This is a genomic window from Pseudomonas sp. FBCC-B1565 (assembly GCF_059133265.1).
In genome coordinates this window covers 6,624,309-6,645,739 of the sequence record NZ_CP101438.1, presented here as the reverse complement: position 1 = coordinate 6,645,739, position 21,431 = coordinate 6,624,309, and the positions used below count along the sequence as shown (strand labels likewise).

Sequence of the window (21,431 nt, the reverse complement as noted above, 5' to 3'; positions counted from 1 at the left end):
AGGGGGCTTGCCCCCTCCCACATTGTTGATCGTTTTCAGTCTTGGAACTGGATGGGGCAATTGTCGGCCCCTTCCAGCTTTCTCAACTCTTCCACCACCTGCGGTCTGGCCCGGCGCAGCGTCAAACTGCGCCCTAACCCACGCAAGCGCCGAGCCTCCTGGTGCAGCATCTCCACCCCTGAATAGTCGATAAAGTTGATCTGCTGCGCCTCGATCACCACGCGCTCGCCCTGCAGACTTTGCAGGCGCACTTGCAGGTAATGGCTGGCCCCGAAAAAGATCGAGCCGCCCACCCGCAGTACATCCTCATCGCCGTCTCGCCACTGTTGTACCCGTGGCTGGGAGGTGCGCTTGAGGTAGAAAAACAGCGACGCCAGCACCCCGGCATAAATCGCCGTTTGCAGTTCCAGCAGCAAGGTGGCCACACAGGTCAGGCTCATCACCACAAACTCGGCGCGACTGACGCGAAACAACGCCCGAATACCGCGACGGTCCACCAGCCCCCAACTGATCAGCAGGATGCTCGCGGCCATGCTCGGGATCGGAATGTGGGCGATCAGCGCTGCGCCAAATAACGCGAACAATGCCACCCACAACGCGGAAAACACCCCGGCCAACGGCGAGCACGCGCCCGCCTCGTAGCTGAGGCCGGAGCGGGTGAACGAACCGGCGGACAAGTAGCCGGAGAAAAATCCGCCCGCGATATTGGATAGACCCTGCGCACGGACTTCCTGGTTGGCGTCGAGCAATTGCTGTGAGCGCGCCGACAACGAGCGGGCAATCGACAGGCTGGTTACCAACCCAAGCATGCCCACCGCCACGGCACTCGGCAGCAGGCGCAGGAGCAGGTCCAGGTCCATCGGCAACGGGCTGAACGGCGGCAGTTTGCCGACAAACGAACTGACCAGCGCTACGTGCCTGAACATCGCCGGCCACAGCCACGCCACCAGGCTGCCCAGTGCCAGCGCAATCAACAGCGTTGGCCAGCGAGGCACCAGGTATTTGAGCAGCGCGCCGACCAGCAACGTGCCAAGCCCTAGCAGGAGGGACGCATGGTCCCATTCGCCGCTGTGATGGATCAGCGCCAACAGGCTATTGATGGCGGTGGCCTGGCTTGGCAGATCCAGCCCCAACAGGTTGGGCAACTGGCCGAGGGCGATCACCACGGCGGCGCCCAGGGTGAAGCCGAGCACCACCGAGTGGGAGACAAAGTTCACCAACGCGCCGAAGCGCAACATGCCCAACAGCCACTGGAAAACTCCGGCGAGGAAGGTCAGTAGCAGGATCAGGGTGATGTAGTCCTGTGACCCTGGCACGGCCAATGGACTGACGCTGGCGTACAGCACAATGGAAATCGCTGCCGTGGGCCCGCAGATCAAGTGCCAGGACGAGCCCCAGAGGCAAGCGATCAGTACCGGGATGATCGCGGCGTACAGGCCGTATTCGGGTGGGAGACCAGCGATCAGCGCGTAGGCAATTGACTGTGGCAGGGCGAGGACTGCGCCGCTGAGGCCGACGATTGCATCCCGACCGACGCTGGCGCGGGTCTGGCGCGGGAGCCAGGCGAGGAAGGGGAACAGTGATTGGCGGTTGGGCCGGGGCATCGCAGACTCGGTTTAGAGGTTTGGCACAGAATATCAGTACACATCGGTTCCTGTGGGAGGGGGCAAGCCCCCTCCCACATTTGAATTGCATCAGGCCTCAGAGTCTGGCTTTAACTGCAGGGAGTGCGTCTTTGCCGTCCAGTGTTTTTACACCCTCCAGCCACTTATCCAATACCGCCGGATTGGCCTTGATCCACGCCTTCGCCGCATCGGCATTGCTGACTTTGTTGTTGGCCACCTCGGCCATGATGCCGTTCTCCATCTCCTGGGTAAAACTCAGGTTGGTCAGCAGTTTTCCTACGTTCGGGCAGGCCTGTGCGTAACCCTTGCGGGTCAAGGTATACACGCTGCCAGTGTCACCAAAGTATTTCTCGCCACCCTTGAGGTAGCGCATTTTCAACTGCACGTTCATCGGGTGTGGGGTCCAGCCGAGGAAGGTGACGAATTTCTGTTTCTTCACCGCTCGCGACACTTCGGCCAGCATCGCCTGTTCGCTGGACTCGACCAGCTTCCACTGGCCCAGGTCGAAGTCGTTCTTCTTGATGATTTCCTGCAACGAGATATTCGCCGGCGCGCCGGAGCCGATGCCGTAGATCTTCTTGTCGAACTTGTCGGCAAACTTGTTCAGGTCGGCAAAATCATGCACCCCGGCGTCCCACACATAGTCCGGCACGGCGAGGGTGAACTCGGTGCCGTCGAGGTTTTTCGCCAACTGCACCACATCGCCATTGGCCACGAACTTGTCGTAGAAGCCCTGCTGCGCCGGCATCCAGTTGCCGAGGAACACATCCACCTGGCCGTCCTTGAGCCCGCCAAAGGTGATCGGCACCGCCAGGGTGTCCACCTTCGGTTTGTAGCCCATGCCGGTCAGCAGGAAACCGGTGATGGCGTTGGTGGCTGCGATATCGCTCCAGCCCGGGTCGGCCATTTTTACCGTTTCACAACTGGCGTCCGCGTACACGTTGGCGCTGGTCAGTACCAACAGGCTCAACATCACAGTCAACTTTTGCATGGCCTTCCCTCTGTATTTATTGGTTTTGGCAGGGTTGTGGAAAACGTGCCTTGCGCTCCAGGTCGTCGAGGTCGATATGGTTGCGCATGTATTGCTGACTGGCGTCCACCAGTGGCTGGTGATCCCAGCTCTTCAGCTTGCCCTGGGTGAGTGCCTCGAATACCAGGCGACGACGGCGTTGGCTGGCGAGCACCTGTTGGTGGATCGCCGGGATGTCCCATTTGGCCCGCGCCTCAGTTAAAAACGCCTCGAACAGTGGCCGGTGTTCCGGTGACTGGCTGAGGTTCTCCCGCTCGTGCGGGTCGTTGTGCACATCGAACAGTAGACAAGGGTCGTCTTCGCTGTAGATGAATTTGTAGGCGCCTCGGCGAATCATCATCAGCGGGCTGATAGTGCCTTCGGCCATGTATTCGCCGAACACTTCGTCGTGCCCGCCCTGCCCTTGCAAGTGCGGTACCAGCGAGCGGCCGTCCAGCGGCAGGCGTGGGTCGAGCTCGCCGCCGGCCAGTTCCACCAGGGTCGGTAGCAGGTCGGCGGTGGACACGGCGTGGGTCACGCGGCCCGCCGCGAATTGCCCCGGCGCGCTGATCAATAGCGGTACGCGGGCGGCCATTTCGAACCAGTGCATTTTGTACCAGAGCCCGCGCTCGCCGAGCATGTCACCGTGGTCGCCAGAGAAAATGATGATGGTGTCATCGGCCAAGCCGGTGTCTTCCAGGGTCTGCAGGAGCTTGCCGACATTGCTGTCGATGTAGCTGCACGCGCCAAAGTAGGCACGGCGCGCATCGCGGATCTTATCCACCGGCAGCGGCTTGTCCCACAGGTCGTAGACCTTGAGCAGGCGCTGGGAGTGGGGGTCGAGATCGCTTTGCGCGGGTGTTGTAGGCAACGGGATATCAGCGTCGTCGTACAGGTCCCAGAACGGCTTGGGAATGGTGTACGGGTCGTGCGGGTGGGTCATCGACACCGTCAGGCAGAACGGTTGTTCGCCGTCTTCGCGGATATGGTCGAACAGGTATTGCTGGGCCTTGAAGACCACCTCTTCGTCGAAATCCAGCTGGTTTGTGCGCACGCACGGGCCGGCTTGCAGCACCGACGACATATTGTGGTACCAGCTGGGGCGTACGTCCGGCTCGTCCCAGTTCACCGCCCAGCCATAGTCGGCGGGGTAGATATCGCTGGTCAGGCGTTCTTCGTAACCGTGCAGTTGGTCGGGGCCGCAGAAGTGCATCTTGCCCGACAGCGCGGTGCGGTAGCCGAGGCGGCGCAGGTAGTGGGCGTAGGTCGGTACATCGGCGGGGAAATCGGCGGCGTTGTCGTAGGCGCCGATCTTGCTCGGCAACTGGCCGCTGACCAGGGTGAAGCGCGACGGTGCGCACAGCGGGCTGTTGCAGTACGCGGCATCGAACACCACGCCCTGTTCGGCGAGGCGGCTCAGGTTGGGCAATTTGATCGGGGAAGGTCCGTAGAACGGCAGCATCGGCGCGGCCATTTGATCGGCCATGATGAAAAGAATGTTCTTGCGCTTCATGATCTATCGGCATTCCATAGGCAGTGTTTATGCGAATGAGCATGCAGCCCATGAAAAGTGGGGTAAAGCCCATGAAAAGCAATGTCTAGGATAAGCACCGCTTATGTATGAAGCCCTTGGCGACCTGTCCCTCGATCTGCTGCGCGCGTTCGAAGCGGCGGCACGCCACCGCAGTTTTACCGCCGCTGCAATGGAACTGGGCACCACCCAGCCCGCGATCAGCCAGCAGATCAAGCGCCTGGAAGAGCAACTGGCGATCCGCCTGTTTGATCGCATCTACCGTGGCATTGAGTTGACCGATGCCGGCGCCCTGTTGTTCGAGCATGTGCAGGGCGGTTTGCAGGGCATCAACCAGGGACTGAGCCTGATCAGCCAGCAGGATCAGCATGAAGTGCTGCAAGTAGCCACCGACTTCGCCTTCGCCGCCTATTGGCTGATGCCGCGTTTGCACCGCTTCCACCAGGCCAACCCCCAGGTGGACGTCAGCCTGGTGACCAGCGAGCGCAACCACGCGACCTTACGCAGCGATATCGACGTGGCGGTGCTGTTTGGCGACGGCCGTTTCAAGCAGGGCGACAGCCTGTGGCTGTTCAACGAGGAAGTGTTCCCGGTGTGCAGCCCGCAATGGCTGAAGGCGCAGGCCACGCCGCTGACTGTACAAAATCTGCACGATTTCCCGCTGCTGCACCTGCGCCAGGAAAACAACAGCCAGTGGTTCGACTGGAGCGGCGTGTTTCGCGAACTGGGCATCACCACCGCGCCCACCCCCGGCCAGTTGCGCTTCGATAACTACACCCTGTTGATCCAGGCTGCGATTGCCGGCCAGGGCGTGGCCATCGGCTGGCGCCATCTGGTGGACAACCTGCTGGAACAGAACTGGCTGTGCCGGCCGGTGAGCGACACGGTGATCTCACGTTTCGGCTATTACGTGGTGCAACCCCAGCGCAAACGCCGAGGGCAGTTGGTGGAGCGTTTCGTCGACTGGCTGGTGGCCGAGCAGGCCAGCAGCGCACAGTCGCTGACCGGGCTGGCCCTGCCGTCGATTGCGGTCTAGCATCTGGCGCATATTGGATCCGGAGCTCGTCATGCAACGTATCAAGGGCTATCACGCCCATATCTACTTCGACGCGAACACTATCGAACAGGCGCGCACCTTGTGCGAAGACGCCGCCAAACTGTTCCCGCTGCGCATGGGCCGTGTGCACCAACGGCCGGTAGGGCCGCACCCGGACTGGAGCTGCCAGTTGGCGTTCGACCCGGAATACATCGGTGTGGTGCTGCCGTGGCTGGTGATCCATCGCAATGGCCTGGTGGTGTTCCTGCACCCCGATACCGGCGATGACCTGAAGGACCACACGGACTATGCCGTCTGGATGGGGGCGATGCGGGAGCTGAACTTGTCAGCCTTTTCTTAAAATTAATCCCTAAATATGGGATAGTCATTTATATATTGAGACTTTCTGCTTCGTAGGTTTATATTCGCTGCATCCGCTCAGAACTCAGGTGAAGCGATGCAGGCGCAATTGATCGCGCTCGATTGGGGAACCAGCTCCCTTCGTGCTTATAAACTCGGCCCCGCTGGCGCAGTGCTGGAACAGCGCTCGCTGGCGTGGGGCATCATGCATTTGCCCAATGAACCCCGGGACATTGCTGGCGTGCGTTGCAGCGATGGCTTCGAGTTGGCGTTCGATGCGGCGTGTGGTGACTGGCTCGACGCCGAGCCCGGTTTGCCGGTGATTGCCTGCGGCATGGTTGGCAGCGCGCAGGGCTGGAGCGAAGCCGCTTATCGCAATACCCCTGTCGATGTCGCCAGCCTCGGCCAGGCGCTGCATAAGGTGCGCAGCCTGCGTGGCGTGGACGTGCATATCGTGCCGGGCGTGATCGAGCAGGTCGGCTTGCCCAACGTGATGCGCGGCGAAGAAACCCAGGTGCTGGGCGTGTTGCAGGGGCTGGGCACCGACGCATTGATCGGCCTGCCCGGCAGCCATTCCAAGTGGGTGGAGGTGGTCGATGGCTGCATCACCCACTTCGACACCTTCATGACCGGCGAGCTGTTTGCGGTGTTGAGCAAGCACAGCATCCTCGGACGTACCCAGCAACAATCCGCACAATTCCAGGCCGACGCCTTTGACCGAGGCGTGCAGGTGGCGCTGTCCAAAGACGGCCAGCGCGGCGTGCTGTCGACGCTGTTCAGTGCGCGCACCCTGGGCCTCACCGCCGAACTCAGCCCCGAACAGCAGCCCGATTACCTCTCCGGCTTGCTCATCGGCCACGAACTCGCCGGCCTGCCCGGCAGTGCCCGACACAAGCCGATCATCCTGGTCGGCGCCGCGCCCCTCTGCGCCCGCTATCAACGCGCCCTCGCCCTCTGCGGTTTCGCCCACGTCAGCCTGGCGCAAGAAGCCACCGAGCGCGGGCTGTGGCAATTGGCGATGGCGTCCGGGCTCACTCAACCTGTATTGGAGGCCTGACATGCTCAAGCACGCACTCGCGCAAAACGGTTTGATCGCCATCCTGCGTGGCATTCGCCCGGACGAAGCCGAGGCCGTCGGCCAAGTGCTGTACGAGGCAGGGTTTCGGGTGATCGAAGTCCCGCTGAACTCGCCCGACCCTTACACCAGCATCCGCACCCTGCGCGACAGCCTGCCCGCCGATTGCCTGATCGGCGCCGGCACGGTGTTGCTGCCTGAGCAGGTCGAGCAGGTGAAGGCGGCCGGTGGCCAGGTGATCGTGATGCCCCACAGCGATGCCAAGGTGCTGCGAGCGGCGAAAGCCGCAGGCCTGTTCCTGTCGCCAGGTGTGGCGACACCGACCGAAGCCTTCGCCGCACTGGCCGAGGGGGCTGATGTGTTGAAACTGTTCCCCGCCGAGCAAATGGGCCCGGCGGTGATCAAAGCGTGGCTGGCAGTCTTGCCGGCTGGCACCTTGCTGCTGCCGGTCGGTGGCATTACCCCGGACAACATGCAGGTGTTTATCGATGCCGGTGCCAAAGGGTTCGGGCTGGGTTCCGGGTTGTTCAAACCGGGTATGACAGTGGATCAGGTAGCGAGCCGTGCCCAGGCTTATGTCGCCGCCTGGAAAGCCCTGAGCTGACATCAAGTTCCGCGCCCTTGGCGCCGCATCTATAAGAGAGACAAGAGATGAAAATTACCAAACTGACGACCTTTATCGTCCCGCCGCGCTGGTGCTTCCTCAAGGTCGAGACCGACCAGGGCGTGACCGGCTGGGGTGAGCCCGTGGTCGAAGGCCGCGCCCATACCGTGGCGGCTGCCGTCGAAGAGCTGTCCGATTACCTGATCGGCAAAGACCCGCGCAATATCGAAGACATCTGGACCGTGCTCTATCGCGGCGGCTTCTATCGCGGCGGTGCGGTGCACATGAGCGCCCTCGCCGGTATCGACCAGGCGCTGTGGGACATCAAGGGCAAGGCCCTCGGTGTGTCTGTCAGTGATCTGCTGGGTGGCCAAGTGCGCGACAAGATCCGCGTGTACTCGTGGATCGGTGGCGATCGCCCGGCCGACACCGCCCGCGCCGCCAAAGAGGCCGTGGCCCGAGGCTTTACCGCAGTGAAGATGAATGGCACCGAAGAACTGCAGTTCGTCGACAGCTTCGAGAAAGTTGACCTGGCCCTGGCCAACGTCGCCGCCGTGCGCGATGCGGTCGGCCCGAACGTCGGCATCGGCGTCGACTTCCATGGTCGGGTGCACAAGCCGATGGCCAAGGTGCTGATGAAAGAGCTGGACCCGTACAAACTGATGTTCATCGAAGAGCCGGTGCTCAGCGAAAACTACGAGGCGCTCAAAGAGCTCGCGCCGCTGACCAGCACGCCGATTGCCCTGGGCGAGCGCCTGTTCTCGCGCTGGGACTTCAAGCGTGTGCTCAGCGAAGGCTACGTGGACATCATCCAGCCCGATGCTTCCCACGCGGGCGGCATCACCGAAACCCGCAAGATCGCCAACATGGCCGAGGCCTACGACGTGGCCCTGGCCCTGCACTGCCCGCTGGGCCCGATTGCCCTGGCGGCATGCCTGCAACTGGATGCGGTCTGCTACAACGCGTTTATCCAGGAGCAGAGCCTGGGCATTCACTACAACGAGAGCAACGACCTGCTCGACTATGTGCGCGACCCCGGCGTGTTCGACTATGACCAGGGCTTCGTGAAGATCCCCAACGGGCCGGGCCTGGGCATCGAGATCAACGAAGAATACGTGATCGAGCGCGCGGCCATCGGCCACCGCTGGCGCAACCCGATCTGGCGGCATGCCGACGGCAGCTTCGCCGAGTGGTAAGCACCCTGTAGGAGCCGGGATGCCGGCTCCTGCAAGCCCTCAATAAACATAAGAAGAGGCAACCCCCATGCACCCTGAATCCTTCACCGGGCAGGCTTCTTTAGTCACGCCTACCAAAAAGCGTTTTTTCATCATGGTGCTGTTGTTCATCACCGTGGTGATCAATTACCTCGACCGCAGCAACCTGTCGATTGCCGCCCCGGCGCTGACCAGCGAACTGGGCATCGACCCGGTTCAGGTCGGGCTGATCTTCTCCGCGTTCGGCTGGACCTACGCAGCCATGCAGATCCCTGGCGGCTGGCTGGTGGACCGCGTGCCGCCGCGCATTCTCTATACGGCTGCGCTGATCCTGTGGTCCATCGCCACCGTGATGCTAGGTTTCGCTGCCAGCTTTATCGCGTTGTTCGTGCTACGCATGGCGGTGGGTGCCCTGGAAGCCCCGGCGTATCCGATCAACAGCCGCGTGGTGACCACCTGGTTTCCCGAGCGCGAACGCGCCACGGCGATTGGCTTCTATACCTCCGGGCAGTTTGTCGGGCTGGCGTTCCTCACGCCGGTACTCGCCTGGCTGCAACATGCTTTCGGCTGGCACATGGTGTTTGTCGTTACCGGTGGCGTTGGCATCCTGTGGGGGATCATCTGGTACGCGGTGTACCGCGAGCCCAAGGACTTCAAAGGCGCCAACGCTGCTGAAATCGAGCTGATCCGCGAAGGCGGTGGCCTGGTGGACATGCAGGAAAAAGCCGCCAAGGCGCCGTTCAGTTGGGTCGACCTGGGGATCGTGCTGAGCAAGCGCAAACTCTGGGGCATCTACCTGGGGCAGTTCTGCCTGAACTCCACGCTGTGGTTCTTCCTGACGTGGTTTCCCACCTACCTGGTGAAATATCGCGGCATGGACTTCATCAAATCCGGCCTGCTGGCATCGTTGCCGTTCCTCGCGGCGTTTGTCGGCGTGCTGTGTTCCGGGATCTTTTCCGATTGGCTGATTCGTCGCGGCGCATCGGTGGGGTTTGCGCGCAAGTTGCCGATCATTGGCGGGTTGCTGATCTCCACGGCGATCATCGGTGCCAACTATGTGGACTCGACGGCCTGGGTGATTGCGTTCCTGGCGGTGGCGTTCTTTGGCAATGGCCTGGCGTCGATTACCTGGTCGCTGGTGTCGACCCTGGCACCGGCCCGCCTGTTGGGGCTGACCGGTGGGGTGTTCAACTTCATCGGCAACCTGTCGGCGATTGCCACGCCGATTGTGATCGGCTTTTTGGCCAGTGGCGATTCGTTTGCGCCAGCGATTACCTACATCGCGGTGCTGGCCTTGCTCGGAGCGCTCTCTTACGTGTTGCTGGTGGGTAAGGTCGAGCGGATCGAGTTGTAAAAAAGGGCGACCTTGCGGTCGCCCTTTTTCCTTTCGGCTCAGGGCACCGACATCTCGTTACGGAACACATTCAGCGGGTCCCAGCGCTGCTTGGTGCGGCGCAGGCGGCTTTCAATCATGAGGTCAGGGAAGAACACCTTGTACCACTGCGGGTTGGGCCCCTTGTTGGGGTCGCCGTCGATAAACAGCATGTCGCGGTCGGGGTAATTGATGTAGCACCCTTCGAACTGGGCATTGACCGGAACGCCGTTGTCGTTGGCAAATGCCGCGAAAAACAGTCCCTGGATCCATTGCGCGTGGGCTTGATCCGAAGCGCTGCTTTCGTCACGCCAGTAGCATTGTGGTTGCCACTTCAAGTAGGACGAACGCTGTGCAACCGATGATTCCCGTCGCACGGCGGCGCTGGCCTGATTGATTTGCCCACCGAATGACTGGATCTGGATCAGGCTTTGAGTCAGCCGCTTATCGGGGTCGTCCCACGTCAGCGTGTCCCAGATCGCCTGCAGCACAGTGGGGGTGAAAATACCCTTCTGGTAGGCCGACTTGTACCGACCACGCTGGTTTGGCCCTGAGCCATTGAGCGTCTGCTGGCAATGCAGCCAATCCATTCGACGCGTCGCGGCCAGGGCAGACGCCAGTGAATTGATCGTCGGCCCTGGCGGGTTGCTGCGTGGCAGGTGGGTCGTTGGGGAAGGACTCAGGCATTCGGTAGCGGAAATGCCGATGGCATTGAGCATCGAGCTGACAAAGTCCTCAAAGGGGGCTTGATCATTCAACTCGCCCTGCTTGTCCACGTAATGAACATCCATCGTGACGTTGCCAGTGTTCTGATGGCGCATCTCCAGTTTGGTTGCCAGGCCCCAGGTGTCCGGGTTTGCCTGGTTGCGGGCAAACCAGTCCTGATAGGCCACCAGCAATCTGTCGAGGGCTGGCTTGGTCAGCAGCGACCAGTCCCACTCCAGCACCAGCCACAGCACTTCCTTGGGGGCTTGGGGCAAACGTTCGAAGTAGTAGCTGGTAATAATCCCGAACTGCCCGCCGCCTGCGCCGCAGCAGGCGGCGAACAGATCCAGTTCGTCCTGTTGGGCGCTGTTGCGGGCGACATGTACAGGGACTAGGCCGTTGCCTTGGGCGTTCGGCACCAGCATGTCGACGCCACTCAACCAATCGCACACCAGGCCATCCTTGCGCGACAGCAGCCCGTAGCCACCGCCGCAAATATGCCCACCCAGCCCGACCGAATAGCACGAGCCGCCGGGCAAGCTCGTGTTGGCCAGCTTGTACAGCGCCACATAGGCATCCCAGTTCTGGCCGCCCGCCTCCAGGCGATAGCTGTAGCGATGAGGCGAGGTGGGCACCAACTCCGAGGCAATCTGCCCCGTGGCGTCGTAGACCACTTGGTTGAGTTGGCTGATATCCAGGATCGAGAGCACTTCGTCGGGACTGTCGGGCATCTTGTTCGCGACAAAGCCTTCATAGCAGTGACCGCCGCTACGCACCGTGATCCGGCCATTGGGGATCGCCAGCGCCTGGGCGGCGGCGTCGATGATGTCCTGGGGGCTATAGCAGAGGTAAATCAAGTTGGCGCCACTTGACGAAGATTCACCCTGCACATTGCCCAATGGCCAGCGCAGGTTGAAACCTTTTTGCAGTGTTGAATGACGACGGTCCGCAGCGGTAATGAGATCAAATGCCATGATGTACTCCAAAGAGCCAAGAATGACTTCTGATGCGGCTAACTTAACGACCGGGAGGGCAAGGAATGCGGGGCTTGCGCAGGCGGTTAGACGGCAATAGGCATGAAGTGCGTTGAGGGAGGACGCAATGTCCACCCTCAAGCCTAGCGGAAAAAGGTGAAGGCGCCGGGGGGTTAGTTGAGTACGCCGTCGAGGATCTCGTAGACGATGCCCGTGCCCACCGCGATCAGCACCACATCCGGCCCCGAACGGCGCCACTCATAACCCGGGTACACCGGCAGGCGCGCGAGGGCGCGGTTGTCTAGGCGTTCGCCGTAGTAACCACGGGGCAACGGCTGGCCACGTACCAGGCGTACATTGGGCGGCGGCGGTGCGCCACGGGAGAACTGGCCGTGGTTGTCATGGATGATCTGGCGTACCGGGCCGAAGTCCTGGGGCGGGCCGCCGCGACGGTTGTCCTGCGGGCCGCGATGGTCGTCGCCATGTTGCTCGTGCTGGCCTTGCGGGCCGCCACGGTCGGGGCCGCCTTGGTCATAAGGCGCGGCTTGCACCAGCGCGCTGGCGCCAAGCACCAGTACGCCAAGGCCTGCAATCACGGATTTGGGCATTTTCATCGGGTATTCCTCAGGGCACGCAAACAAAAAAGGGACTTCGAACGAGGTTCGAAATCCCTTGGTCTTGCTGTTTAGGCCGTGCCCGCGCGGGTTGATTCCTCTGTATCAGGAACTTTACCTACTGCTTACGGGGCCCTTACTTACGGGCGTTACGCACGCCTTCCGACAATGCCGCACACAGGCTCAACACGCCGTCGATGGCTTGCTGGTCATTCTTGGCATTGGCAATGTGATCGATCAGCGCCGAACCCACCACCACACCGTCGGCCAGGCGGGCGATGGCCGCCGCTTGTTCCGGTGTACGGATACCAAAACCGATGCTGATCGGCAGGTCGGTGTGGCGACGCAGGCGGGTCACGGCTTCTTCGACGTGTTCCAGGGTCGCCGCGCCGGCACCGGTCACGCCGGCGACCGACACGTAGTACACGAAGCCGGAGCTGCCGTTGAGCACAGTGGGCAGGCGCACATCGTCGGTGGTCGGGGTGGTCAGGCGGATAAAGTCGATGCCTGCGGCCTGGGCCGGGTCGCACAGCTCGCCGTTATGCTCGGGCGGCATGTCGACCACGATCAGGCCGTCCACCCCGGCTTCCTTGGCGTCGGCGATGAACTGCGGCACGCCGTATTTGTGGATCGGGTTGAAGTAGCCCATCAACACCAGCGGCGTGTCGTTGTTGTCCTTACGGAACTCGCGGACCATCTGCAGGGTTTTCACCAGGTTCTGCTTGGCATTCAACGCACGGATGTTGGCCAGCTGAATGGCCGGGCCGTCCGCCATCGGATCGGTGAAGGGCATGCCCAACTCGATCACATCGGCACCGGCGGCTGGCAGGCCCTTGAGGATCTCCAGGGAGGTGTCATAGCCAGGGTCGCCAGCGGTGACGAAGGTCACCAGGGCGGCGCGGTTTTGTTCTTTCAACTGAGCGAAGCGGGTGTGCAGGCGGCTCATCAGTGTTTCTCCTGCTGGGACTGTTCCATATGGTGCATGACGGTCTGCATGTCTTTGTCGCCACGGCCCGACAGATTCACCACCATCAGATGATCCTTCGGCAGGGTCGGGGCGCGCTTGAACACTTCGGCCAGGGCGTGGGCGCTTTCCAGGGCTGGAATGATCCCTTCCAGGCGGCAGCATTTGTGGAAGGCGTCGAGGGCTTCGTCATCGGTCACCGAGGTGTACTGGACGCGGCCGATGTCATGCAACCAGGCGTGTTCCGGGCCGATGCCGGGGTAATCCAGGCCGGCAGAAATCGAGTGGGCGTCGATGATCTGGCCATCGTCGTCCTGCAGCAGGAAAGTGCGGTTGCCGTGCAGTACGCCCGGTACGCCACCGTTGAGGCTGGCAGCGTGCTTGCCGGTCTCGATGCCGTGGCCGGCCGCTTCAACGCCGATGATCTCCACGCTGGTGTCATCCAGGAACGGGTGGAACAGGCCCATGGCGTTGGAGCCACCGCCGATGCATGCCACCAGGCTGTCCGGCAGGCGGCCTTCCTGGGCTTGCAGTTGGTCGCGGGTTTCCTTGCCGATCACGGCCTGGAAGTCGCGCACCATGGCTGGGTACGGGTGCGGGCCGGCCACGGTGCCGATCAGGTAGAAGGTGCTGTCGACGTTGGTCACCCAGTCACGCAGGGCTTCGTTCATCGCGTCCTTGAGGGTGCCGGTGCCGGCGACCACCGGGATCACTTCGGCGCCCAGCAGCTTCATGCGGAACACATTGGCCTGTTGGCGCTCGATGTCGGTGGTGCCCATGTAGATCACGCATTGCAGGCCGAAGCGCGCGGCCACGGTGGCGGTCGCCACGCCGTGCATGCCGGCGCCGGTTTCGGCGATGATGCGTTTTTTGCCCATGCGCCGCGCCAACAGGATCTGGCCGATGCAGTTGTTGATCTTGTGTGCGCCGGTGTGGTTCAGCTCTTCGCGCTTGAGGTAGATCTTGGCGCCGCCACAGAACTCGGTCAGGCGCTCGGCGAAATACAGCGGGCTCGGACGACCGACGTAATCGCGCTGGAAGTAGGCCAATTCCTCGTTGAACGCCGGATCGATCTTGGCCGCTTCATATTCGCGGGCCAGGTCGAGGATCAACGGCATCAGGGTTTCAGCGACGTAACGGCCGCCGAACGCGCCGAACAGGCCGTTGGCGTCTGGGCCGTTGCGTAGATCGGTCTGGGACTGAGTCATGGGACACTCCAGGAGAGAATGGGTGTGGGAAGCAATGACGGCCACTCTACCCCTGACGTCCTGCGCTGAAAACCGATAAGATCGCCGCAACCTGTCAGGAAAACTCACAGATGAGCCGAGACCTCCCACCCCTCAATGCCCTGCGTGCCTTTGAAGCCACCGCCCGCCTCAACAGCGTCAGCCAGGCCGCCGAGCAATTGCATGTGACCCATGGCGCGGTCAGCCGGCAGTTGAAGGTACTGGAAGAGCACTTGGGCGTGAGTTTGTTCGTCAAGGAGGGGCGCGGCCTTAAACTCACAGATGCCGGTGCCCGTTTGCGCGACGCCAGCGTCGAGGCGTTCGAACGGTTGCGGGATGTGTGCGCCGAACTCACCCAGAGCAGTGCCGATGCGCCGTTCGTGCTGGGTTGCTCGGGCAGCTTGCTGGCGCGCTGGCTGATCCCGCGCCTGGGCCGCTTGAACGCGGACCTGCCGGACCTGCGCCTGCACCTGTCGGCGGGTGACGGTGACCTTGATCCCCGGCGCCCCGGCCTGGATGCCCTGTTGTTGTTCGCCGAGCCACCCTGGCCTGCGGATATGCAGGTGTATGAACTGGCCAGCGAACGCATCGGCCCGGTGATGAGCCCGCGTTTCGCTGGCTACGAGCGGCTGCGCCAGGCGCCCGCGTCGGCGTTGTGTGGCGAAGCGCTGTTGCACACCACCTCACGTCCGCAAGCCTGGCCCAGTTGGGCGCGGCAACACGGCATCGAACCCGGCGCGTTGAAACACGGCCAGGGGTTTGAGCATTTGTATTATTTGCTGGAGGCGGCAGTGGCCGGGCTGGGTATTGCTATCGCGCCGGAACCGCTGGTGGTCGAAGACGTGCGTGCGGGTCGCCTGGTGGCGCCATGGGGTTTCAGCGAAACCCCGGCGCACCTGGCGTTGTGGCTACCCAAGCGCGCCGCGGACGGACGCGCCGGGCAACTGGCGCAGTGGCTCAAGGCTGAGCTGTTGCGCCAGCCGGTTTAGTCACCGCGCTTGCACAGCAGGTAGGCGGCCAGCAGGCCCAGTGCGCCTACGGCAACACCGGCTGTAGTCCATGGGTGCTCTTGGGCGTAGTCCCGGGTTGCAACACCGGTTTCGCGGATTTTAACTTTGCTTTCTTCGTAGGCATCGCTGATCAGGTGGCGGGAATGCTTGAGGGCATTCTCGGCATTGCTTTTCAGGGCCTTCAAGGTTTTGCGCGATTCGTCAGACGCATCGTCCTTGAGGCTTTCCAGAGACTTGAGCAGGCTCGAAATCTCGGCTTCCATGCTTTCCAGCGACGCTTTGCGTAAAGAAGTGTTGGCCATGTGGACTCTCCTGAAGTGATTGAGTGGCGTGTGTAGATACCGACTGCGGCCGTTTCAGAAAGTGCAGTTAATCTGAACTTTCAGGTAGGAATGGTCGCCAGAAGCAGTACGAACATTGACTGCTACGCTTGCTTAACGACCCTTAGGAGAACTGCCATGAGTGATCATCACACCTACAAGAAAGTCGAATTGGTCGGCTCGTCGACCACCAGCATTGAAGATGCGATCAACAATGCTATCGCTGAAGCCAACAAGAGCATCAAGCATCTCGAGTGGTTTGAAGTGACTGAAACACGCGGCCATATCGAGGATGGCAAGGTCGCGCACTATCAGGTCACCCTCAAGGTAGGGTTCCGAATTGCCAGTAGTTGATCGCAACGGTTGAACTTGCTGACTGGCCGATTGCCATAACCTGCGCTACAACCAATGGGTGCCGATGCCGCAAGCGTCGGCACGCTCTTTTTGATCAGCGCAAGGAAAGTAACGGATGAAGAAGTTCCTGTTAGCGGTAGGTTTGTTGAGCATTGCGGGCGCAGCCCTGGCGGCGGGCAAGCCTTGTGAAGAGCTGAAAAGCGAGATTGCGGCGAAAATCGACGCCAAGGGCGCTTCGGGCTATTCGTTGGAAGTGGTGAATAAAGGCGCTTCTACCGACGCTAAAGTGGTCGGCAGCTGCGAAGGCGGCACCAAGGAAATCGTCTACAAGCGCGGTTAATCCCGTGTTCCAGACATAAAAAACCGACGCGAGTGCGTCGGTTTTTTTTCGCCTGAGGGTTTCAGCCCTTCATCAACTGCGCCAGCAACTCGTAGGAATGAATCCGGTCGGCGTGCTCGTACAGGTCGCAGGTAAAGATCAGCTCGTCAGCGCCGGTCTGTTCGATCAGCACCTCCAGCTTGGCGCGGATCTTCGCCGGGCTGCCGACCATGGCCAGGCCGAGGAAGCTGCCGACCGCGTCTTTTTCATGGGGCAGCCACAGGCCATCCATGGTTTTCACCGGTGGGCGCTGCACCAGGCTTTGCCCGCGCATCAGGGCGAGGATGCGTTGGTAGACCGAGGTGGCGAGGTAGTCGGCTTGTTCATCCGTGTCTGCGGCGACCAGCGGAATACCGAGCATCACGTAGGGTTTGTCCAGCACGGCCGAAGGCTTGAAGTGATTGCGGTATACGCGAATCGCCTCATGCATCAGGCGCGGTGCGAAATGCGAGGCGAAAGCGTAGGGCAAACCGCGCTCACCTGCCAGCTGGGCGCTGAACAGGCTGGAACCCAGCAGCCAGACCGGTACGTTGGTGCCGGTGCCGGGGACGGCGATCACCCGTTGGTCGGGCGTGCGTGGGCCGAGGTAGGCCATCAGCTCCGCCACGTCTTCGGGGAAATCGTCGGCACTGCCGGAGCGCTCACGGCGCAGGGCGCGGGCGGTCATCTGGTCGGAGCCGGGCGCGCGGCCCAGGCCCAGGTCGATTCGGCCGGGGTAGAGGCTTTCCAGGGTGCCGAACTGTTCGGCGATCACCAGTGGCGCATGGTTGGGCAGCATCACGCCGCCGGAGCCGACGCGAATCGTCGAGGTGCCGCCGGCCAGGTAACCCAGCAGCACCGAGGTGGCCGAACTGGCGATACCGTCCATGTTGTGGTGTTCAGCCACCCAGAAACGGTTGTAGCCGAACTTTTCCACGTGTTGGGCCAGGTCCAGGGAATTGCGCAGCGACTGCGCCGGACTGCCGTTGGCGCGCACGGGCACCAGGTCGAGGGTCGAGAACTTTACGTCGGACAGCGATTTCATAAGCCTGCTTCTCCAAAAGGGCCGCAGGCTTTTTAGACGAACCAAAACCTGCCGCTTCATGTGCATGCTCTATGCAATGAGGGCATATACCCGAGATTCAATAGCAGCCCAGGAAATTTCCTACTGAATCGCTAGGTTTCTCTTACAAGATGAACTTTGCCTGGCCGACTATCCTCAGAACCCTTACTGACGCAAAACCACCGTTTGAGGAGACCGCTATGAGTATCGTTAAAAAAGCATCCGCGCATTGGGAAGGTGACCTGAAGACTGGCCTGGGCTCCATTTCCACGGAAACCGGCGTGCTGCGTGAAGCGCCTTACGGCTTCAAGGCCCGTTTCGAGGGCGGTAAGGGCACCAACCCGGAAGAATTGATCGGTGCGGCCCACGCCGGCTGTTTCTCCATGGCGTTTTCCATGATTCTCGGCGATGCCGGGCTCAAGGCTGACAGCATTGACACCCAGGCCGAAGTGACCCTGGACCAGGTTGACGGTGGTTTTGCGATCACCGCTGTGCACCTGGTGCTCAAGGCCAAGATTCCGGGCGCGAGCCAGGCGCAGTTCGATGAACTGAGCAAAAAAGCCAAGGAAGGGTGCCCGGTGTCCAAAGTGCTGAACGCGAAAATCAGCCTGGATGCCACCCTGGTCAGCTAACGCAGCAGGTCCAATGTGGGAGGGGCGGTGCGACGATTCGACTTGCCCCCGATGGCGGTCTATCAGCAACAGAGATGTTGACTGACTCACCGCTATCGGGGGCAAGTCGAATCGTCGCACCGCCCCTCCCACATTTAGTTCTGCGTTAGATCAGAACTCGTGTTTTGTCAGTGTGGTCCTATTACCATGCAGCCTAGGCGCACACTCGTGCGCAGCGCATTCAGGGAGCTTCACACATGAAACGTTTTGCCTTGGCAATCATCTGCGGTGTATTGGCCACGTCGGCTGTGGCCGCGCCAAAAGACTGCGAAGAGCTCAGGAAGGAGATTGAGGTCAAGATCCAGGCTAACGCGGTGCCGTCCTACACCCTGGAGATCGTCAGCAAGGAAGAAGCCGACAAGCACGACAGCGCCATGGTGGTCGGCAGCTGTGAGAACGGCACCAAGGCCATCGTCTACCAGAAGAACAACGACTGATCAGATGCAGTTGACGCTGCGTTCTTCTGCGAGCAACTGACGCGCCGAGTCATACAACCGGATGTTGGGTGTGAAGGCCAGCGAGCGCCCTTCCAGCACATAGCGCTGGCCGGCCTGGAAGTGGTCGTATTCCAGGGTCATGAAGCAGGTGCGGTACATCATCTGGCTGAGCCCACCCAAACCGCCGCCGGCGGGGACTTCAAAGTCGAAACGCACCATCAGTTCATGATGGCCGGGCGGCATTTGGAAGAAACGTCCGTCATCCAGGTTCTTGCCGTCCAAGCGTTGCGCCATTACCAGCTTGGACCCCGGCGTCGGCGTGGTGAAATCAACCCACGCCTGCTGCGGGTCTGCCGGTGGCACCGGGGTGGTGGTGCAGGCACTGAGGAACAGGGCGGCGACGGGAAACCAGAGCTGACGCATGGCAGGCACTCACGTAGGAAAGAGTTCAGCCTGATGCCAGCGGCGACAGACTTCTTGTAAGTATAAACACGTCGTGCCATGGAAAAATTCCGCCTGGGCGCGATAGTCTGGCGAGCAAATTACCCAGGAGCGGTCGGGGCATGGTCAGGCGTTTTCTTCCAGGGTTGATGGTTGTGCTGCTCAGCGGCTGTTCCAGTGTCAGTTATTACGGTCAGTTGGCCAGTGGTCAATGGCAATTGCTGCGCGCCCGGGAGCCGGTGGCGCAGGTGATCGCTGACCCTTCCCGCCCAGTGCTGTTGCGCGAGCATCTGGCGCAATCGCAAAAGGCGCGTACGTTCGCCAGTGAACACCTGCATCTGCCTGACAACCAGAGCTACAGGTTGTATGCCGACATCGGCCGGCCTTATGTGGTCTGGAATGTCTTCGCCACGCAGGAGTTTTCCCTGTCTCCCGAAACCCATTGCTTCCCTATCGCGGGCTGTGTGGCCTATCGCGGCTACTACAACCAGGGCGCGGCGCGTGGTGAGGCGGCGTTGTTGAAGCAGCGAGGCATGGACGTGTCGATCGGCGGTGTCGAGGCCTATTCAACCTTGGGCTGGTTCAACGACCCGATCATGAATTCGATGATGAACTGGGGTGATGAGCGGCTGGCCACGTTGATCTTCCATGAGCTGGCGCACCAGCGTTTCTATGTGAAGGACGACACCGAGTTCAATGAGTCGTTTGCCAATTTCGTCGAGCAGGAAGGCACGCGCCAGTGGCGTGCTGCACGGGGCTTGGCGCCGCAGAGCCTGTCGGCGTCGAAGCAGCGTGATGAGTTCATTCAGCTGATCCTCGATACCCGCCAGCGCTTGGAAAAACTCTATGCCCAACCCTTGGCAACTGATGTGATGCGCCAGGCGAAGTCGGCCGAGTTCGAGCGTCTGCGTCGCGATTACCGGCAGCTGCGCGACAGCCAGTGGGGCGGGGACAAACGGTATGACGCGTGGATCAACCAACCCATGAACAATGCGCGGTTGCTACCGTTTGGGCTGTACGACCAGTGGGTGCCGGCGTTTGCGGCGTTGTTTGCGCGGGAAGGTGGGGATTGGGTGAGGTTTTATAAGGCGGTGGAGAAGCTGGGTGGGTTGCCGGTGGTGCAGCGCAAGGCGGCGTTGAGGCAGTTGGAAGGGGGTGCTCTTTAGGGCCTCATCGGGGGCAAGTCGAGTCGTCGCACCGCCCCTCACACATTTTGACCGTGTGCGCCGGTCAATTGTGGGAGGGGGCTTGCCCCCGATGGCGGTCTCAAAGTCGCTGCAAAAACGCCTGATGCATCTGATCCAGCGTTTCAAAATGCCAGGTCGGCGCCTCGGCATTCAGCTCCTCGAAACTGCCGAACCCATACCCCACCGCCGCCGAATCCAGCCCATTCTTGTGGGCGCCGATCAAGTCATGCTTGCGATCACCGATCATCAAGGTGGTGGCCGGGTCCAGGCCTTCCTCACTCATCAGGTGGGCAATCAGTTCGACTTTGTTGGTGCGCGTCCCGTCCAGCTCGCTGCCGTAGATCACCTTGAAGTGCTTGGCGAAATCGAAGTGCCGGGCGATTTCGCGGGCGAAGACCCAGGGCTTGGAGGTGGCGACATAGAGCTGGCGGCCTTGACCGTTCAACGCTTCCAGCAGCGGCATCACGCCGTCGAACACACGATTCTCATAAAGCCCGGTGACCTTGAAACGCTCGCGATAGAAATTCACCGCTTCCCAGGCCTTGGCCTCGTCGAAGCCGTAGAACTGCATGAACGCTTGCAGCAAGGGCGGGCCGATGAAATGTTCGAGTTTGGTCAGGTCCGGCTCGTCGATCCCCAGCTTGCCGAGGGCGTACTGGATCGAGCGGGTGATGCCCTCGCGTGGGTCGGTGAGCGTGCCGTCCAGGTCGAACAGGACGGTTTGGTAAGGCAGGGTCATCGGTCGAATCCTTCAGCCAGGTGCAGGTCTTTGAGCTTCACGTAGTTCGCGGCGCTGTAGGTGAAAAAGGCGCGTTCCTTGTCAGTCAATGGGCGAATCTGTTTGACCGGGCTACCGACATACAGGAAGCCGCTTTCGAGTTTCTTGCCCGGCGGCACCAGGCTGCCGGCGCCGATGATCACGTCGTCCTCGACCACGGCGCCGTCCATCACGATGCTGCCCATGCCGATCAGGATGCGGCTGCCGACTGTGCAGCCATGCAGCATGACCTTGTGGGCGATGGTCACGTCGTCGCCGATCAGCAGCGGGAAACCGTCCGGGTTGAACGGCCCGGCATGGGTGATATGCAGCACGCAGCCATCCTGCACGCTGGTGCGTGCACCGATGCGGATGCGGTGCATGTCGCCACGGATCACGGTCAGTGGCCAGACCGAGCTGTCGGCGCCGATTTCGACATCGCCGATCACCACCGCCGAAATATCGACAAAAGCCCCGGCGCCCAGGGCTGGCGTGTGGTTCTGATAGGTGCGAAGGGTCACGAT

Annotated in this window: 24 protein-coding genes; 12 read left to right on the top strand and 12 right to left on the bottom strand. The window is 61.4% G+C overall.

Annotation, left to right across the window (positions count from 1 at the left end; all coding sequences use genetic code 11):
• Positions 1-35 precede the first annotated feature (35 nt).
• From NL123_RS30590 to betC, 3 genes are all read right to left on the bottom strand, one after another.
• Positions 36-1,604, bottom strand: a complete 1,569-nt coding sequence (locus NL123_RS30590) for a SulP family inorganic anion transporter (RefSeq protein WP_494356969.1) — start codon at positions 1,602-1,604, stop codon at positions 36-38.
• Positions 1,605-1,701: 97 nt separating this feature from the next.
• Complete coding sequence (choX, locus tag NL123_RS30585) at positions 1,702-2,616, bottom strand: choline ABC transporter substrate-binding protein (protein ID WP_058424387.1); 915 nt, start codon at positions 2,614-2,616, stop codon at positions 1,702-1,704.
• A 16-nt stretch (positions 2,617-2,632) separates the two neighbouring features.
• On the bottom strand, positions 2,633-4,147 hold the full coding sequence (gene betC, locus NL123_RS30580; protein WP_248485520.1) for a choline-sulfatase: 1,515 nt from the start codon (positions 4,145-4,147) through the stop codon (positions 2,633-2,635).
• Positions 4,148-4,250: 103 nt separating this feature from the next.
• Here betC and NL123_RS30575 point away from each other — a divergent pair, with 103 nt between their 5' ends.
• The 6 genes from NL123_RS30575 to NL123_RS30550 all read left to right on the top strand — a co-directional run bounded on the left by NL123_RS30575 (position 4,251) and on the right by NL123_RS30550 (position 9,808).
• Positions 4,251-5,201 carry a choline sulfate utilization transcriptional regulator gene (locus NL123_RS30575; RefSeq protein WP_248485521.1) on the top strand — a complete coding sequence of 317 codons (951 nt, stop codon included), beginning with the start codon at positions 4,251-4,253 and terminating at the stop codon, positions 5,199-5,201.
• 31 nt (positions 5,202-5,232) lie between these two features.
• Positions 5,233-5,562: a DOPA 4,5-dioxygenase family protein gene (locus tag NL123_RS30570; protein ID WP_071494752.1), complete on the top strand. Its 330-nt coding sequence runs from the start codon at positions 5,233-5,235 to the stop codon at positions 5,560-5,562.
• A gap of 96 nt (positions 5,563-5,658) precedes the next feature.
• Entirely contained in the window at positions 5,659-6,618 is a 960-nt protein-coding gene (locus NL123_RS30565; protein WP_248485524.1) for a 2-dehydro-3-deoxygalactonokinase, read from the top strand.
• Between the two features lies 1 nt (position 6,619).
• Positions 6,620-7,240 carry a 2-dehydro-3-deoxy-6-phosphogalactonate aldolase gene (locus NL123_RS30560; protein WP_071494754.1) on the top strand — a complete coding sequence of 207 codons (621 nt, stop codon included), beginning with the start codon at positions 6,620-6,622 and terminating at the stop codon, positions 7,238-7,240.
• A 47-nt stretch (positions 7,241-7,287) separates the two neighbouring features.
• Complete coding sequence (gene dgoD / locus NL123_RS30555; protein ID WP_003170741.1) at positions 7,288-8,436, top strand: galactonate dehydratase; 1,149 nt, start codon at positions 7,288-7,290, stop codon at positions 8,434-8,436.
• 67 nt (positions 8,437-8,503) lie between these two features.
• On the top strand, positions 8,504-9,808 hold the full coding sequence (locus NL123_RS30550; RefSeq protein WP_248485526.1) for an MFS transporter: 1,305 nt from the start codon (positions 8,504-8,506) through the stop codon (positions 9,806-9,808).
• Between the two features lie 38 nt (positions 9,809-9,846).
• Here NL123_RS30550 and NL123_RS30545 read toward each other — a convergent pair whose 3' ends face one another.
• The 4 genes from NL123_RS30545 to trpB all read right to left on the bottom strand — a co-directional run bounded on the left by NL123_RS30545 (position 9,847) and on the right by trpB (position 14,291).
• Complete coding sequence (locus NL123_RS30545; protein ID WP_248485528.1) at positions 9,847-11,505, bottom strand: BBE domain-containing protein; 1,659 nt, start codon at positions 11,503-11,505, stop codon at positions 9,847-9,849.
• 173 nt (positions 11,506-11,678) lie between these two features.
• Positions 11,679-12,119 (bottom strand): anti-virulence regulator CigR family protein, encoded by a 441-nt coding sequence (locus NL123_RS30540; protein WP_248485530.1) that lies wholly within the window; start codon positions 12,117-12,119, stop codon positions 11,679-11,681.
• Between the two features lie 136 nt (positions 12,120-12,255).
• Positions 12,256-13,065 (bottom strand): tryptophan synthase subunit alpha, encoded by an 810-nt coding sequence (trpA, locus tag NL123_RS30535; protein ID WP_248485537.1) that lies wholly within the window; start codon positions 13,063-13,065, stop codon positions 12,256-12,258.
• Positions 13,065-14,291: a tryptophan synthase subunit beta gene (trpB, locus tag NL123_RS30530; RefSeq protein WP_058424396.1), complete on the bottom strand. Its 1,227-nt coding sequence runs from the start codon at positions 14,289-14,291 to the stop codon at positions 13,065-13,067. The genes trpA and trpB overlap by 1 nt, the downstream gene beginning before the upstream one ends.
• Positions 14,292-14,401: 110 nt before the next feature.
• Here trpB and NL123_RS30525 point away from each other — a divergent pair, with 110 nt between their 5' ends.
• The gene (locus NL123_RS30525; RefSeq protein ID WP_248485539.1) at positions 14,402-15,298 is read left to right on the top strand and encodes a LysR family transcriptional regulator; all 897 of its coding nucleotides are present in this window, start codon (positions 14,402-14,404) and stop codon (positions 15,296-15,298) included.
• On the opposite strand, the gene NL123_RS30520 is transcribed toward NL123_RS30525, so the two are convergent.
• The gene (locus NL123_RS30520; protein ID WP_003170746.1) at positions 15,295-15,621 is read right to left on the bottom strand and encodes an ElaB/YgaM/YqjD family protein; all 327 of its coding nucleotides are present in this window, start codon (positions 15,619-15,621) and stop codon (positions 15,295-15,297) included. The genes NL123_RS30525 and NL123_RS30520 overlap by 4 nt on opposite strands.
• A gap of 156 nt (positions 15,622-15,777) precedes the next feature.
• Here NL123_RS30520 and NL123_RS30515 point away from each other — a divergent pair, with 156 nt between their 5' ends.
• Entirely contained in the window at positions 15,778-15,993 is a 216-nt protein-coding gene (locus NL123_RS30515) for a dodecin (protein ID WP_248485541.1), read from the top strand.
• A 115-nt stretch (positions 15,994-16,108) separates the two neighbouring features.
• Positions 16,109-16,333 carry a DUF1161 domain-containing protein gene (locus tag NL123_RS30510; RefSeq protein WP_494356968.1) on the top strand — a complete coding sequence of 75 codons (225 nt, stop codon included), beginning with the start codon at positions 16,109-16,111 and terminating at the stop codon, positions 16,331-16,333.
• A gap of 61 nt (positions 16,334-16,394) precedes the next feature.
• On the opposite strand, the gene NL123_RS30505 is transcribed toward NL123_RS30510, so the two are convergent.
• Positions 16,395-17,396 (bottom strand): LLM class flavin-dependent oxidoreductase, encoded by a 1,002-nt coding sequence (locus NL123_RS30505; protein WP_021491416.1) that lies wholly within the window; start codon positions 17,394-17,396, stop codon positions 16,395-16,397.
• Positions 17,397-17,614: 218 nt separating this feature from the next.
• Here NL123_RS30505 and NL123_RS30500 point away from each other — a divergent pair, with 218 nt between their 5' ends.
• Positions 17,615-18,046, top strand: a complete 432-nt coding sequence (locus NL123_RS30500; protein ID WP_027608131.1) for an OsmC family protein — start codon at positions 17,615-17,617, stop codon at positions 18,044-18,046.
• 236 nt (positions 18,047-18,282) lie between these two features.
• A complete protein-coding gene (locus NL123_RS30495; protein WP_010207769.1) occupies positions 18,283-18,522 on the top strand; it encodes a DUF1161 domain-containing protein in 240 nt (79 codons plus the stop codon).
• Here NL123_RS30495 and NL123_RS30490 read toward each other — a convergent pair whose 3' ends face one another.
• Entirely contained in the window at positions 18,523-18,945 is a 423-nt protein-coding gene (locus tag NL123_RS30490; RefSeq protein ID WP_248485545.1) for a PA0061/PA0062 family lipoprotein, read from the bottom strand.
• A 140-nt stretch (positions 18,946-19,085) separates the two neighbouring features.
• Here NL123_RS30490 and NL123_RS30485 point away from each other — a divergent pair, with 140 nt between their 5' ends.
• Positions 19,086-20,129: an aminopeptidase gene (locus NL123_RS30485; RefSeq protein ID WP_494356967.1), complete on the top strand. Its 1,044-nt coding sequence runs from the start codon at positions 19,086-19,088 to the stop codon at positions 20,127-20,129.
• A 100-nt stretch (positions 20,130-20,229) separates the two neighbouring features.
• Here NL123_RS30485 and NL123_RS30480 read toward each other — a convergent pair whose 3' ends face one another.
• Positions 20,230-20,889: an HAD family hydrolase gene (locus NL123_RS30480; RefSeq protein WP_248485547.1), complete on the bottom strand. Its 660-nt coding sequence runs from the start codon at positions 20,887-20,889 to the stop codon at positions 20,230-20,232.
• A complete protein-coding gene (locus tag NL123_RS30475; RefSeq protein WP_058424404.1) occupies positions 20,886-21,428 on the bottom strand; it encodes a gamma carbonic anhydrase family protein in 543 nt (180 codons plus the stop codon). Before NL123_RS30475 ends, NL123_RS30480 begins: the two co-directional genes overlap by 4 nt.
• Positions 21,429-21,431 lie beyond the last annotated feature (3 nt).